The sequence below is a fragment of the Microbacterium sp. NPDC056234 genome, assembly GCF_042267585.1.
Classification (GTDB): Bacteria; Actinomycetota; Actinomycetes; order Actinomycetales; family Microbacteriaceae; genus Microbacterium.
Map to the genome: position 1 here is coordinate 846,211 of NZ_JBHJTE010000001.1, position 15,674 is coordinate 861,884.

Sequence of the window (15,674 nt, forward strand, 5' to 3'; positions counted from 1 at the left end):
CCCGGGCATCGGCTTCACTGCCGGTCAGCTCGGGAACATGCGCACTCAGGTGCTCGCCGGTGTCGAGCCATGGTCGAGCTATCACGAGGCGATGACGCAGACGCGTTACGCGGCCGTGGATTTCCGGGCCGAGAACGCTCAGCCGGGCACCGACCTGCCGAAGAACGACGCCTACGCCAGTGCGGGCATGCGGTCCAGTGCCCTGAGGGACAGCCTCGGCGCGATGGCGCAGGCGCTGGACTACGTCGTCACCGGTGATGAGCGATACCGCGCGAATGCGCTCCACGTCCTGCGGACCTGGAGCAGCCTGGACCCGGAGAAGTACGCGTACTTCGGCGACGCGCACATCCACACGGGAGTCCCGCTGTATTACATGCTGATCGCCGCCGAGGTGATCCGCGGAACCGAGCCGGTCAACACCGAACTCGACGGATACGACCTGCGGTGGACGGCCGAGGATCAGCAGCGGATCGAGGACAACCTCGTCCGACCCGTGATGGATACCTTCCTCTATTCGCAGAACAGGTTGTGGAACCAGCATCTCTACGGGGTCATCGGGATGGTCGCGGCCGCGATCTTCCTCGATGATGCCGACCTCTATGCCGAGCGCGTCGAATGGTTCACCGTCAACGCCGGGTATGAGAGCGAGCACGACCTGTACGGCGGGAACGTGAACGGCTCTCTCGCTGAACTCTTCCGCGAGATTCCCGCTGACGATCCGGCGAACCCCACCGGCGAGAGCTTCATCCAGCACATGGAGATGCTGCGCGACCAGGCGCACGGCCAGGGAGACGTCGACCTCTTGGTCGCGCTCGCCCGCATCGTCGAGACGCAGGGGACGAAGCTCGATCCGGTGCACGGCACGGTGTCGGATGCCGAGGGCGCCGTCTCTCCCTACGACTTCCTGGACCATCGCATCCTCGACGGCGCGGACACGTTCTACGCGTTCATGATGGGTGAGGAAGTTCCGTACGTCCCGGCGACCGAGGGCGGCTCTCTCTCCCAGGCCTATCGTGGGCGACTGCAGGATCCGCTCAGCGAGACCTACCTGCAGTATCGCTACGTCGCCGGCGTCGACGTCGAGACCGAAGCGCCCCACGTCGCCGAACTGTACGAGCAGCGCGACGGCCCGCTCTACTACTACGGGACCGGTATCCAGAACTTCTGGAACGACCGCGGGTCGGATTACACCGGAGCCGAGTACTGGGTCGCCTTCCCCGAGGAACTCGCGGAGGCTGAGGACACCGTCGCGCCGGTCGGGGACGGTGCCGAACTGTCGGTCGAACAATTCGGCATCCCGTTGGGAGGTGGGACGCAGCGTGAGGAGGATGCTGACGGAACGGCATTCGTTCGTCTGGACGCCGGCGCGGAGGACGCGCAGGTCGCGGTCCGTCGCGCGGTCTGGGGCGATCGGAGCACGCGGTCTCTGGTCGGCGTGCGGGTTCGCAGCGACAGCGTCGCCCGGTTGGAGGCTTCGCGGACGTCGACGGAGGAGCCGTTCGCCGAGGTCGTCGTCCCGGACACGGATGGCGCCTGGCGATACGTGTGGATGGATCTCGACCAGGCGAAGACGCCAGGAGCTGTGGGCGACAACATCGTGTTCCTCAGAGCGCACGGCTCGGATGCGCGCGTCGACGTGGCGGGCGTGCTCGCTCAGGCCAACGGCACGCTGACCCCGCCGGAGTTCGCGGACGCGCCCGTCCTCGACATCGTCGCGGTGGCCGGCGAGACGCTCACGCGGAGGCTCGAGACGACGGATGCCGGCGGCGAGACGGTCTCGCTCACGCTGCAGGACGCACCGGTGGGCGCTGAGCTCGTCGGAGCGGAGATCTCGTGGACGCCGGAGCAGACCGGCACAGTGAACATGGTCGCGGCGGCGTCGGACGGGACGACCATCACCGCTCTGCCGATCGCGATCACCGTCGTCGAGACCAGGGCAGCGGCGATCGAGGCGTGGAACGGGCAAGTCGGCGACCAGGCGGATTACACCGCGGCGAGCTGGGTATCGTTGAGCGCCGCACGCGACGAGGCCGTCGAGGAGGCGGGCACGACGGATGCCGCGGAGTTCGCCGCGCTGTTGGACCGGCTCGGCGAAGCCGTGGCGGGTCTGGTGCTGCTGAATCCGGAACTGTCGGACGGCCCGCTCGACTATCGGACGCTGGTCACGGCACCACCGCTGGCGACCGCGCAGCTGATCGCGCTGACCGACGGAGACAACCAGACCCATTGGGGCGATCAGCGCGTAGCGAGCATCGCGTTCGACTTCGGACCCGGGTTCCGCGTCAGCGCGGATCGGTTCGGTTTCCAGGCCAGGGACACTTTCGCGAATCGTTCGGAGGGGACGAACGTCTACGGTTCCGACGACGGGACGAGCTGGACGCTGCTGACCGAGCATCCGAACGCAGGACAGGATGCCGCGATGGAATGGGTCGACGTGCGCGCCGAGGTGCGCAGGGAGCGCTACCGCTTCCTGAAGTTCCAGGTCGATGAGCCCGGGGTGCCGTCGGACCCGAGTTATCCCGGCCTGTGGAGCATCGCCGACATCCGTATCGACGGTGTACGCAGCGAGGCCGCTGGTTCGATGGAGACCGTCAGCATCTCGTCACCGGATGCCGTCGCCGGTCGCGTGGTCGCGGACGATCGAGTGGAGCTGCACCTGGCTGGCCCCGCCGAGAACTCCGATGTCGCGGTGACGGTGCTCGGAATTCCGGCGGAGGTGACCTCGCCTGCCGACGGTGAATGGCTGGTGACGGCCACGATCCCCGCAGATGCCGAGACCGGCGGCGCGGTCTCGTTCGCTGTGCAGTTCCGGGCCCCTGATGGTGGGCCGGCGGACGGAATCTTCGCGACCACCGACGGATCCGAGCTGTACCTGTCGAGCGACGTCGGTCTGATCGACGACGCGTTCCGCGCCGCGGCGTCGCTGCGGCCGGACGGGCAGATCGATTCGGCATGGACGCAGTACGCCGCGCGGATGCTGGACGGCGACCCTGCGACCCATTCGGATACCCGACTGAACGCGGGAATCTATGGGAACCTGTGGGACTTCGGTGCGGCTCAGGTCGTTTCGCTGACGGGAGCCGAACTGCTGGTGCGGCAGGACGGCTATGGCATGTCGCGGATCGCCGACATGCGGCTGGAGGGGTCGAACGACCTGCAGACGTGGACGCGCCTGACGCCTCGTGTTCCTGCGAAGACGCTCGACTGGCAGCGCTGGCAGGTCGACGGGGATGCTTCGTTCCGCTACGTCCGGATCGCGAACGGCCAGATCCTCGGGGTCGCCGAACTGCGTCTGTTCGGCAGCGTCAAGCCAGTCGGCACTCCCGCGCCGGCCTGGGACGCTGCGGCGACGTACGGCGCCGGCGATCACGTGTCGCATGACGGGAAGACCTACGTCGCGCAATGGTGGTCGAGGAGCGAGGTGCCTGGAAGCGCAGTCACCGGATCGTGGATGGAACAGGGAGCGCTCGTCGACGCCGGCGAGCAGGTGCGCGCCTGGACCGCATCCTGGGTCTACACCGGCGGCGAGATCGTGGCGCACGACGGGCACGCCTTCCGAGCCGAGTGGTGGACCCGCAACCAGCAACCGGGAGATCCATCCGGTCCCTGGGTGGATCTCGGAGCGTACTGACCGTGAAGGGCCGACCGAGCGCGGTCGGCCCTTCGCATCGTCTTCTCCGCGCTACCCTCCCACGGGCCCGGACGACCCGCGCACGATCAGTTCGCTCGGCAGCACGATCGGTTCGTTGTACGGCATCCCGACCGCGATGCGCCCGGCGAGCTCGCCGACATCGTGGAACGGCGCCCGCACCGTCGTGAGGGACGGCGTGAGGTCGGCGACGAGCTGCATGTCGTCGAAGCCGACGACTGACACCTGCTGCGGGATGGGGATACCGGCCTCGTGCAGCGCACGGCACACGCCGACGGCCATGATGTCGGTCTGACAAACGATGGCTGTGACGTCCTGGTGGCTCACGATGAAGTCGCGCGTGGCGCTCGCGGCCTCGTCGGATGTGTTGCCGCTCGGGATGCTGAGCGCCTCGTCGAAGGGGATCCCCGCGTCGGACAGTCCGTCCTGGTAGCCCAGGAAGCGCTGATGGGATGTCGTCGTCTCGTCCAGGGAACCCACGAACCCGATGCGTCGGTGTCCGAGCCCGACGAGGTGCGCGACTCCGCGGTGCACCCCGCCGCGGTGGTCGTAGTCGATGGACGCGATGTGCGGAAGACGGGGCAGGGCTGCGCGGCCGCAGAGGATGAGCTGAGCGCCGACGCGGCTGAGAGCGTCAGCGTAGCGTTGGGCGCGTTGCTCGAACTCCTCGGTGGCCGGGGTCGCTCCGACGAGGAGGACCGCGGCCACGCGCTGTTCGGTCAGCGTGTCGATCAGGGCTGCTTCTCGCTCGACGTCGCCGCCGGTGGTGCACATCGTGAACAGATGTCCGTTGGCGGTCGCGACATCCTCTGCGCCGGCGGCCATCGAGGCGAACGTCGGGCCGACCATCATGCTGGACACGAAGGCGATGCTGCGCATGCCGACACCCATCATGGACCGGGCGAGGCCGTTGACGACGTACCCGAGCTCCTCGGCCGCTGCCAGCACTCGCGCGTGGCTGGCCGCCTTGCCGGCGGCGCGGCCCGCCAGCACCCGGGAAGCCGTGGCGCGTGAGACGCCGGCCAGGCGCGCGACGTCGGCGAGGTTGGCTCCGCCGGACCTCTCCGGTCCCGGCGACGCGTTGCGCCGCGCGGGGGTCTCATCGCCCGTGGTGATGCTCACAAGAGGAAATCTACGCGATGGATGGCGCTTTCCGGCTGCAGTTCAGGTAACTAGATCCATGTCGCGGAGCCAGTTCACGGCCACGTGTGCGAACCGTTCCGGATCCTCCAGGTGGAGGAAGTGCCCGTGTCCGTGCCAGAGCTGGACGACCGATCCGGGAGGTGGCAGGAGTTCGCGTTCGATTCCGGCGGCGCGTTCGGACGAATGAATGGCGAGCAGCGGCCTCGTGCGGAGCGCGGCGGCGACTTCTGTCGACGGTCGGAAACCGATGGAATCGGGGTCGAGATACTCCGAACGCAGATATGAGGCGAGGACTCCGGAACACGTGGCGTGCAGGTCGGCGAGGATGGTTTCACGATTGTCCGCATCGAGCTGTCCGAACCCGGACTCGAAGAAGTCGACGAGCGCTCCTGGACCACTCGATCTGATGGCGTCCTCGAGGATCGCCATGCTCGCGGCATCGCTCGCCGCCGCGCCGTACGCCGGGTCGAGGACGACCTCCGCGGCGACGAGGTCCGGTCGCCGTGCGTGGACACGGAGAGTGATCTGCCCGCCCATCGAGTGCCCGACGAGCACCGCTGGAGAGCTCAACGACTCCGCGATGGAGATCACGTGGTCGACGGCGCTCGGAATCGTCGGGTCACCCGTTGTGCCGCCTGACGGGGAACCGGGCAGGTCCACCGCAAGGACCGGCCCAGCGACGCCCGCGGTGATGAGTTCCACCGAGACGCGGTCCCAGGCGCGAGAGCTGCCGGCCCAGCCGTGGACGAGGATGACAGGTGTCCGACCGATGTCCGCCTTCGTTCTGTCCAAGATCGGATCCTCGTCTTCATACGACGAGCGGCGAGGTGAAGCCGCTCCGGTCGCAGTCTACGGTCGCGCAGCCCGCGCTCGCTCGTCGAGTGAGCGAGCCGCTCTTTCTTGTTCGTGAGCAGGCGCCCGTTCGCTCATTTGTTGAGCGAACGGAGCGAGTCGAAGCGCGATCGAGGCCAAGGATCTTCAGCCGTTCACGCGTTTCGACTCGGTCGGCTCCGCCGTCCTCGCTCAACGAACGAAGGGGGAGGGGAGAAAGGAGTTACGCGAGCTCGATCACCGACCAGGACACCGGCGGGAGCGTCGCGCGCACGACGCCGTCGACGACCTCGACGCCGGTGAGCGGCACCATGCCCACGCGATCCGGAGCGGTCTCCAGGTTCGCCGTGAGCCGGTCGCCGCCCTCGGGACTCGTCAGGACTTCGGCGCTCGCGACCCGTAGCTCGCCGAAGCCGCGCAAGTCGAGTGTGAGGTCGTTGGACGATTCCAGCGAGCGGTTCGCGACGAACACCACGACCCGGCCGGTCTCCTCGTCCCAGGTCGCCGCGGCATCCACCGCGTCCACATCGCCGTACCGCTTGGTGCTGATCTGCGTCGCGTTCACGGCGAGGCGCAGGACCCGGCCTTTGGCCAGGCGGGCCATGCGCTCGAAGGGCCAGAAGCTCGTCTGCCGCCAGGCCGGACCGCCCTCCTCAGAGCGGATCGGGGCGATGACGTTGACGAGCTGCGCCTGGTTGGCGATCTTCACGCGGTCGCCGTGACGCAGCAGGCTGTTCAGCAGCGTGCCGACGACCACGGCATCCGTCACCGAGTACGTGTCCTCGATCAGGCGGGGGTGCTGCTTCCAGCCGGCCGCCTCGATCTCGTCGGCCTCGACACTGTTGTACTTGTGCTGGTCCCACACGTTCCACTCGTCGAAAGAGATGTTCACCTGCTTGGTGTGCTTGCCCGCGGCCTTGACCGCGTCGATCGTGGCGATGACGCCGTCGATGAAGGCATCCATGTCGACGGCATCCGCCAGGAACGACTCCGTGTCGCCGTCGTGCTCCTGGTAGTACGCGTGCATCGAGATGTAGTCGACCTCGTCGTACGCGTGGGTGAGCACGGTGTGCTCCCACGTGCCGAAGGTCGGCATCCCGCGGTTCGACGACCCCACCGCGACCAGCTCGATCGACGGGTCCACGAGCTTCATCGCCTTGGCGGTCTCCTGGGCGAGACGTCCGTACTCGTCGGCCGTCTTGTGGCCGATCTGCCACGGGCCGTCCAGCTCATTGCCCAGGCACCAGAGCTTGATGTCGAACGGGTCTGCGGCGCCGTTGCGACGACGCAGGTCCGACCAGTACGTGCCACCCGGGTGGTTGGCGTACTCGACCAGCGCGCGTGCCTCGTCGACTCCGCGGGTGCCCAGGTTGATGGCCTCCATCACCTCGACATCCGCCTCACGGGCCCAGTCGACGAACTCGTGCAACCCGAACGCGTTGGTCTCGATCGTGTGCCACGCGCCATCCATGCGCACAGGGCGATCGGCGGCAGGGCCGACGCCGTCCTCCCAGTTGTACCCGGAGACGAAGTTGCCGCCCGGATAGCGGATCACCGTCGGCCCCATCTCGCGCACCAGGGCGAGGACGTCGCGACGGAAGCCGCGCTCGTCCGACTGGGGGTGGCCCGGCTCGTAGATGCCGGTGTACACGCAGCGCCCCATGTGCTCTACGAACGATCCGAAGAGCCTCCGGGGCACGTCGGCGATCGTGAAGTCGCGGTCGATGGTGATGCGGGCCTGAGACATTGCTCTCCTTGTTATGGTCTCGGTGCGGGGATCACTGGCCGCCGAAGCCGCTGGTCGCGACGCCCTTGACGATCTGCTTCTGGAAGATGATGAACACGATGATCAACGGCAGCGCGGCGAGCACGGCCTGGGCCATGACCTGCGCGTACTGCACGCCGTAGGCGCTGATCACGGTCTGAAGACCGACGGGCAGCGTCATCAGGGTGGTGTCGTTGATGACGAGGAACGGCCACAGGAAGTTGTTCCACGCGCCGATGAAGACGAAGATCGCGACCGAGGCCAGGATCGGTCGCGACAGCGGCAGCACGATGGACCAGAAGATGCGGAACCGGGTCGCGCCGTCGACGCGCGCCGCGTCCTCGAGCTCGATCGGGATGGCGTCGAAGAACCGCTTCAGGATGAACACCATCGCCGGCGCCACGACCTGCGGCAGGATCAGCCCCCAGTAGGTGTCGATCATGTTGAACGTGAGCATCTGGTAGAACAGCGGGATGATCAGCACCTGAGGCGGCACCACGATCGAGGCGATGATCACGGCGAACAGCCACTTGCGCCCGGTGAAGTCCAGCCGCGAGAACGCGTACGCGGCCAGAGCCGAGATCGCGAGCGTGATCAGCGTCACCGCCACCGAGGTCCAGAGGCTGTTGAACGCCCAGATGTAGACATTGCCCTGCGACAGGATCGCGACGAACGCCTCGACCGTCGGGCCGGAGGCGCCGATCCAGGACGCATCGCCGGACGCGGCATCCGTCTCGGTCTTGAAGGCCGTGGCGACCGCCCAGAGGAACGGCAGCAGCCAGCCGACCGCCATCAGCAGCAGGACGATGAACGCGGTGACGCGCAGCGGACCGAACGGCTTCTGCCCTGGGGCGTGCGATCGGCGTGCGCGGCCGGGCTTCGCGACCGTGATCGCCTCGGTCGGAGAGAGAGTTGCGGTGGACATCACTGCTCCTTCCGGCGGCGCATGACCAGAGCCTGGGCGACGCCGATGATGACGATGATTGCGAAGAACACGTAGGAGATGGCTGCCGAGTATCCGAATCGGTAGCTGACGAATCCGGCCTCGTAGATGTACTGGACGATCGACCGGGTGGTGTCGCTCGCGACACCACCGAGCATCTGGTACGCCTGATCGAACAGCTTCAGGGAGGCCAGGATCTGCAGGATCAGGATCAGCACGGTGGCCGGGCCCAGCTGCGGGAGCGTGATCGACCAGAACTGACGCCAGGCGCCTGCGCCGTCGAGCGACGCGGCCTCGTACTGCTGCGGCGGAATGTTCTGCATGGCCGCCAGGTAGAGCAGGAAGTTGAACCCGACCGTCCACCACACCGTCGCGATGACGATCGACAGCATGTTCGTGTCGGGGTTCTGCAGCCACGCGATCGGCTCGAGCCCGATGGCCTTCAGGATGTTGTTGGCCGCACCGATCTGGGGGTTGAAGATCCAGACCCAGATCTGCGAGATGACGGTCGACGCCAGCAGGTAGGGCATGAAGAACGACAGCCGCCACAGCCACTGTCCTGGGAGGCCGCGGTCGACGAGCGCCGCCATGATGAGGGCGATCAGGACGAGGGGCACCGTGGACAGCAGCGTGAACCAGACCGTGTTCCACAGCGACTGCCACATGACGGGGTCGGTGAGGGCCTCGGCGTAGTTCGCGAAGCCGACCAGCGACCCGCCGGCACCCGTCAGGGACTGGTCGGTGAAGCTCAGGTAGATGCCGTGGGCGATCGGCCAGACGAGGAACAACAGGAACGCGATGAGGAACGGGGTCAGGAACGCCCAGCTGATCAGCTGCTCGCGCTTCACCGGTCCGGACTGGCGCCCGCGGTGGTCGGCGGCCTTGCCGGTCACGATCACGCGAGTGGACGAGGAGGCGGTGGTGGTCATGACTTCCACGTCCCTTCCGGGTCGGCCGGGTTCGGCTGAGCGAGCATCGTGTTCACCCGCGACTCGAAGCGGTCGATGGCAGCGGCAGGGTCGTCGCCGGAGAGCAGGACCCCCTGCACGGCGGCGCCGAACTCGCTCTGGAAATTCGATCCTGATCCCGTGAACCACGCGATCGGGTCGTACACGACGTGCTGGGCGGCCTCGGCGTAGTGCGCCTGCGGGACGAGATCGTCGTACTCCGACGATTCCGTGACCGGCAGATAGGCCGGGATGTGACCGGCCTCGGCCCAGCCGAAGGAGCCCTTCAGCATGTCGGCGACGAACTGATACGTCAGCTCGCGCCGCACAGGGTCGGCGTTGGTCTGGTGGGGGAGGACGAACGAGTGCGAGTCCGCGTACACCGCCTGCTGCCCGTACAGCGCCGGGATCATGGTGGCGTCGAACGGGATGCCGGCACTCTGCATGGTGCGCAGCTCCCAGACGCCGGTCATGAACATGCCGCTCTTGCCAGAGGCGAACTCGGCGACGGCGGTGCCGTAGTCGGCCTGTGTGTTCGCGATCTCGCCGTCGAGCAGGGTCTGCATGAAGGTGAGGACCTCCACCGCGGCATCCTTGTCGATCACGGCCCTGCCGCCGACCGGAAGTTCGATCTCGAGACCGTGCTGCGCGTACAGGCCGTAGAACAGGCGCCACATCTGAGCACCGTCGCCGAGGTATCCGTACGACAGGGCGTGCTCGCCGGAGGAACCGGCGATCGTGCGGAGCTGGTCGAGGTACTCCTCGGGAGACGAGGTCTGCGTGAGCGACCCATCCGACTCCAGCACGCCGGCCGCGTCGCAGATGTCGGTGTTGAACATCAGGACGAACGGGTGCGCATCGAGGGCGATGCTGTACATCCCCTCGCCGACGAAGCCCTTTTCCCAGATCGGCTTCGGGAAGGTGGAGCTGTCCACGCCGAGTTCGGCGAGCTTGTCGATGTCCCAGGTGTCGAGGAGGCCACCGGGCGCCCAGCCGACCGTGCGGGTCGCGTGCATGACCGCGACATCCGGTGCGCGTCCGCCGGCACCCGCCATGGCGAGCTTCGTGTAGTACGGCGTTCCCCAGGCGAGGACGGTCGGTCGGATGGCGTAGGCGTCCTGGGCTTTGTTCACTCCGTCGAGCAGCGACGTCATCGTGACGCCGTCGCCGCCGGAGAGCAGGTGCCAGAACTGGAGGGTCTGGGCTGTGGAACCCGTGGATGTGCCTGGTGCGCAGCCGGCGAGCAGCACGCTGCCGGCGGCTACCGATGCGGCAGCGAGGAACTGCCTTCGGGACAGGTCGAGCGGGGGCGTCATCGTCACTCCTTCGTGACAGTCGTCATTGCTTCGGGTGGATCGAGCGGTCCCATCATTACATCGTGGTAATCCTGGGCGCAAGCGCGACGGGGGAATCGCTTGGGATTGACCGGGATCGCGCGGAATCGCTCGATATGCCGGGGTGCCGGGACTTCCGAGTGCGAGCTCAGCGGGGGTGACCCGAGGGGGTCCGAGCCGTGCTGCCCCGCTCGATCAGCTGGTGCGACAGTGTGAGCGAGCGAGGCGGTGCGTCAGGTTCGTCGATCCGGGACAGCAGAAGACCCACTGCCGCCTCAGCGAACGCACGACGGTCGAACGCGATCGTCGTGAGCGCCGGAGAGGTGAATCGTGAGAACTCGACATCGTCGAAGCCGGTGACGATGACGTCACCCGGCACGTCTATGCCGTTGCTGTGGAGCGCGTGCAGAGCTCCGGCCGCCATGGAATCGGTGAACGCCACGACCGCGTCGAAGGCCACTCCCCGCGCGAGCAGCTCGGTGACGCCTTCGGCGCCGGCCGCCATGGACCAGGGCAGCCGGTTGACCGCCATGGTGGGGTCGCGGGGGAGTCCCGCCTCGCGCAGCGCGTCGTGGACGCCCGAGAGACGCAGCCGACTCGTGGCGGTCGCCACTTCGCCGCGGTCATCCGCGCCGACGACCGCGATCCGCCGTGCGCCGCGCGCGATGACGTGACGGGTGGCGTCCGCAGCCGCCTGGCGGCTGTCGATGAGCACCTGGTCGGTGCGATGCTGCTCCACCTCGCCGATCACGACGATGGGCGGCAGGCGATCCGCATAGCGGACGACGCTGTCCTCCATGCGGATCGGGTTCAGGATCAGGCCGTCGACGAGGTGCGCGCGAGCCCGCGACAGCAGTTCCTTCTCGCGGGCGGGCTCGGTGGCCGTCTCCTCGATCTGAACCGCGAGTCCGCGTTCGTGGGCGGCTTCGACGATGCGGTGCACGAGCTCGGCCGAATAGGCCGTCGCGAGATCGGGGAGGGCGAGCGCGATGATCCCGGAGCGTCCCTGGCGAAGACCTCTGGCGCTGAGGTTCGGGACGAAGTCGAGCTCGGCCATGGCCGCTTCGACGCGCGCCCTGGTCTCCTCGCGAACGACGACCGTGCCGGTGACCACGTTGGAGACGGTCTTGGGCGAGACGCCCGCGAGCGCCGCGACATCCTTCATGGTCGCTCGCAGTGGCGTCGTCGCTTTCATTCCGGTCAGCCTAATCGCGGGCCCGCCGTCCGCAACTACAACGTTGTAGAATCGTCGCGTCACCGGTAACGTCGGCGTGACGCCACGGCGCGTGTGGCGCCGAGCCACTCAGAGGAGAGTGACAATGCCAACCATTCACCGTGCCGGGCTCGCGTCCGCCGCTCTGGTCGCGGCCTGTTCGGTCGCGCTGGGCGCCTTCGCCGCTCCGGCCGCGATCGCCGCCGGTGCGCCGGCCTCCGGACTCGTCGCGTCCTACGACTTCGTCGACGGCAACGGGACGACTGTGCCCAACGGCGTGCCGGACTCCGTCGTGGGTGAAGCACTCGTGCACAACGTCGAGGCCGGCGACTGGACGGCCGACGGCCTCGTACTGCGCGGCGGCGACAAGGCCACCGGAACGTGGGTGGAACTGCCGGAGGATCTGCTCGCCGGCGCCAGAACGGCCACCGTCACCGCCGAGGTCAAGGCGAGTGCGGCGATGCTGAGCTCGTTCCACTTCCTGTGGAACATCGGCAACGATGCGTCCGGCACCGAGTACTTCTTCACGTCGTTGAACTGCGGCTCAGGACGCACGCCGCTGGCAGGCATCAAATCGGCCGGCGTCGAGGAGCTGGCGGCGTCGTCGTCGTGCGGTGTCGCCGCCGACCGATGGGTCAATGTCGCCGTCACCGCCTCCGATGGCGTGCTGTCGCTCTATCTCGACGGCATGCTCGCCGCATCCCGCGACGTCGGATTCGTCCCGGGTGACGTCGCCGATCAATCTCTGAACGCGATCGGTCGGTCGCCCTGGCCCGACGCCCTCTTCCAGGGCGAGATCTCGAGCTTCCGCGTGTACGACCGGGCGCTCGGCGACGATGAGGTCGCCGCCGTCGCCGAAGCGGATGCCGCGGTGCACGCCGCTGAACTGCAGGCGCTGGCGCAGGCCGTCGTCGACGCTCTCGACCTCGCTGACATCACCACCAGCGATCACATCAGTTTGCCCACAGCAGGAGGAGAGGTTTCCTGGATGTCATCCAACCCGGACGTCGTCGCGACCGACGGCACCGTCACGCCGCCATTGATCGGACAGGATCCGGTCGAGGTCGAGCTCACCGCGACCGCATCGGTGCGCGGTCGGGCCGCGAGCCGGACGATCACCGTCACTGTCGAACCCTCGACGTCGACGGATGCCGAGCGCGCTCAGCGCCTGGCGGAGCAGTTCGTCATCGCACCCGTCGTCGCCGCCGGTGCCGCTCTGCCCGCGGCTCCCGTCGGTGCGACGATCACCGTGACGGATGTGGCGGGCGCCGGCGTGAGCGTCGCCGACGGCACGATCTCCCTCGCGGGCGATGCCGCGGTTCGAGCCGAGATCGAGGTCGCGGTCACCGATGAGTCGAGCGGAACGGACGTCCTCCGGCGCTTCGTCGTGACGGTGCTGCCGGCCTCGGCATCCGTCGACCTGCTCGCCTACAGTCGGACGCCCACGACCGCGAACGAGGCGAACAACGCCGATGTCGCGCTCAGCGTGCACCTCGCGCTCGCCGGCTCGGATGGCTGGGCGCCCCTGAACGACGACTACGGCATCTTCTTCCCGAAGACCAGCGAGGAGGTGCCGGCGAACGGTCCGTCCGAGGCGCTCATCCGGAGCCTCCGCGACCCGCACCTGTTCGCGCTGCCCGAAGGCGGCTACGGAATCATCGCCACACGCGTGGCGCGTGGCGGAGCATCCGATGGGACGCAGGCGTCGCACGTGCTCTTCGCCCGTACCGACGATCTGCTGTCCTACACCGAGGTCGGGATGCTGGACGTCGGCGTCACCGACGGCGTGAACGACCCGGGGGCGGTGTGGGACTCGGCCGCCGGGCGCTACGTCGTGACCTGGACCAGCGACTCGGGCGTCGCCAACTACACGACGTTCGCCGATCTGGCGGATGGGAGCACCCGAGGTCCCGTGCGCCGCGGGGCGATCGCGGCCACGGCCGGTGCCGAGGCCGATGGCGTCGCGGACTATGCCACCGGCAACGCCGTGCCGATCCCGTCGGACACGGCTGGGGCGCTGAAGGTGCGCTTCGGACCGATCACGAACACGACGGCGGAGGTGCTGGAGGGCGTGACGGTGGCGCAGGGCGCCTCATTCTCGGCATCCGACCTGCCCGAGCGCGTCGAGCTCGGCTACAGCGACGGTTCGGACGCGACGCGCGCGATCGCGTGGAACGACGACGACCTCGCGGCCGTCGACACCTCGGCGCCCGGGGACTACGTCGTCACCGGGAGGGTGAAGCAGCCCGAATATCCGACGCCGTTCGCCGATGAGCGCGCCGATCCGTCGGTGTTCCGCTACGAGGCGAACGGTCGGACGCGGTTCCTGATGATCGCGACGGAGGATCTGAACCTCAACCCGGTCGACCCTGCGAACGGTCCGCACATGCCGATCCGCATCGCCGAGCGCATCGAAGACCTCTCGGACGACGCGATCGTCGCCGGCCGCAACGTCGAGATCGATCTGCTGACGGCGGGTGACGAGGATGCCGCCGGCAACTTGATGACGGGATGCTTCTGGGCGCCCGAGTTCCACGTGATCGATGGGAAGCTGTCGATCCTGTTCATGCCCTGCTACGACGGCGACAACGGTCGACCGGACATGTGGACCGGGCGTGCGAGCATCATCCAGTTGAAGCAGGATGCCTCAGGTGCCGATCTGGATCCGGCGGTCCCGGCGAACTGGACCAGGGCCGAGCCCGTCGTGCGCGCTGATGGCGGCATCCTCAACCCCGTGCAGCAGATCTCGCTCGACATGACGTTCTTCCAGGATTCCGGGAAGTCGTACTACGCGTGGCAGATGCTCGGAGCGATCTACATCGCCGAGGTCGACCCGACTGAACCGACGCGGCTCACGACCGAGCCCGTGCGCATCCTCGCGCCCGAGTATGCGTGGGACAACACCATCGCCGAGGGGCCGAACGTGCTCGAGCGCGACGGCACGCTCTACATGCTGTATTCCGGATCGACCGTCGGCGACACCTACACGACGGGGCTTGCGACCGCGTCAGCGGGTGCGGGTGCGGATCTCGCCGACCCGGCATCCTGGACCAAACTGAACTACCCGGTTCAGAAGTCCGGCATGTTCAACGGCGAGTGGCAGCTGGGCACCGGCCACGGCATGTGGTCGTATGACGAGGACGGCAATCTGCTGTACGTCTTCCACGCGCGCACCGACCACAACGGGCTGACCGGACGCGACATGTTCGTGCGCAGGGTGCACTTCTCGGCCGACGGGATGCCGGTGCTCGACCAGGAAGCCGCTGAAGAGGTCGCCCCGGAGAACCGGGCGGTTTCGGTGACCGTGACAGTCGAGGCCGCGCTCCCGTTCACGGTCGAGGTGACGGATCGCTGCGTGGCGGGGAAGTTCGTGAAGCAAACGGTTCGTGTTGTGAACGAGTCAGAAGCGGATGCGTCGTTCGCGGTCGCATCGGCGTTCGGGTCGCGGGATCTGGGCGTGGTCGCGGCAGGCGCGAGCGAGTCGGCGACGATCAACACCAAGCGGGCGGAGGTCCCGGCCGGTCAGGTGACGGTCACTGCGACGGCCAGGGTCGATGGGCAGGAGATCCAGGTCCAGCGCAAGGTCGACACGGAGGCGGTCGGCTGCGGCTGATCCCGGGTCGCGGTTGACGCGGGTCGATCCCGCGCGTCGGAGAAATCCCCTTTGTCGGAGGCCGTTCCAGCCATCCATCCGACGAAGGGGATTTCTGCGTCGTCGAGAGCGCTTGACGCGCGACGAAAGTTCTGATGGTCACTCCGAAACTCTTGCTTGCCAATCTCTGATACCGGTAACATCCGGGCGTCGGCACATCATCGTGTCGACCTGCGGTCAATCAGACAAAGGAGTGC

The 15,674-nt window shown here is 67.6% G+C and carries 9 protein-coding genes; 2 read left to right on the top strand and 7 right to left on the bottom strand.

From position 1 onward, the window contains the following. Window positions 1-37: 37 nt before the first annotated feature. The gene (locus ACFCYE_RS04140) at window positions 38-3,631 is read left to right on the top strand and encodes a carbohydrate-binding protein (RefSeq protein ID WP_376176537.1); all 3,594 of its coding nucleotides are present in this window, start codon (window positions 38-40) and stop codon (window positions 3,629-3,631) included. A 51-nt stretch (window positions 3,632-3,682) separates the two neighbouring features. Here ACFCYE_RS04140 and ACFCYE_RS04145 read toward each other — a convergent pair whose 3' ends face one another. The 7 genes from ACFCYE_RS04145 to ACFCYE_RS04175 all read right to left on the bottom strand — a co-directional run bounded on the left by ACFCYE_RS04145 (window position 3,683) and on the right by ACFCYE_RS04175 (window position 11,807). Further along, window positions 3,683-4,771 carry a LacI family DNA-binding transcriptional regulator gene (locus tag ACFCYE_RS04145; protein WP_376176538.1) on the bottom strand — a complete coding sequence of 363 codons (1,089 nt, stop codon included), beginning with the start codon at window positions 4,769-4,771 and terminating at the stop codon, window positions 3,683-3,685. Between the two features lie 42 nt (window positions 4,772-4,813). After that, entirely contained in the window at window positions 4,814-5,584 is a 771-nt protein-coding gene (locus tag ACFCYE_RS04150; protein WP_376176539.1) for an alpha/beta fold hydrolase, read from the bottom strand. 262 nt (window positions 5,585-5,846) lie between these two features. Beyond that, window positions 5,847-7,370 (bottom strand): alpha-N-arabinofuranosidase, encoded by a 1,524-nt coding sequence (locus tag ACFCYE_RS04155; RefSeq protein ID WP_376176541.1) that lies wholly within the window; start codon window positions 7,368-7,370, stop codon window positions 5,847-5,849. 31 nt (window positions 7,371-7,401) lie between these two features. Beyond that, entirely contained in the window at window positions 7,402-8,313 is a 912-nt protein-coding gene (locus ACFCYE_RS04160; RefSeq protein WP_376176542.1) for a carbohydrate ABC transporter permease, read from the bottom strand. Next, the gene (locus ACFCYE_RS04165; protein WP_376176544.1) at window positions 8,313-9,260 is read right to left on the bottom strand and encodes a carbohydrate ABC transporter permease; all 948 of its coding nucleotides are present in this window, start codon (window positions 9,258-9,260) and stop codon (window positions 8,313-8,315) included. Before ACFCYE_RS04165 ends, ACFCYE_RS04160 begins: the two co-directional genes overlap by 1 nt. Continuing rightward, complete coding sequence (locus tag ACFCYE_RS04170; protein ID WP_376176546.1) at window positions 9,257-10,594, bottom strand: extracellular solute-binding protein; 1,338 nt, start codon at window positions 10,592-10,594, stop codon at window positions 9,257-9,259. Before ACFCYE_RS04170 ends, ACFCYE_RS04165 begins: the two co-directional genes overlap by 4 nt. A gap of 166 nt (window positions 10,595-10,760) precedes the next feature. After that, complete coding sequence (locus ACFCYE_RS04175) at window positions 10,761-11,807, bottom strand: LacI family DNA-binding transcriptional regulator (protein ID WP_376176548.1); 1,047 nt, start codon at window positions 11,805-11,807, stop codon at window positions 10,761-10,763. 124 nt (window positions 11,808-11,931) lie between these two features. Between ACFCYE_RS04175 and ACFCYE_RS04180 the strand changes: the two genes are divergently transcribed. Beyond that, window positions 11,932-15,438: a family 43 glycosylhydrolase gene (locus tag ACFCYE_RS04180; RefSeq protein WP_376176550.1), complete on the top strand. Its 3,507-nt coding sequence runs from the start codon at window positions 11,932-11,934 to the stop codon at window positions 15,436-15,438. Window positions 15,439-15,674: the final 236 nt, after the last annotated feature.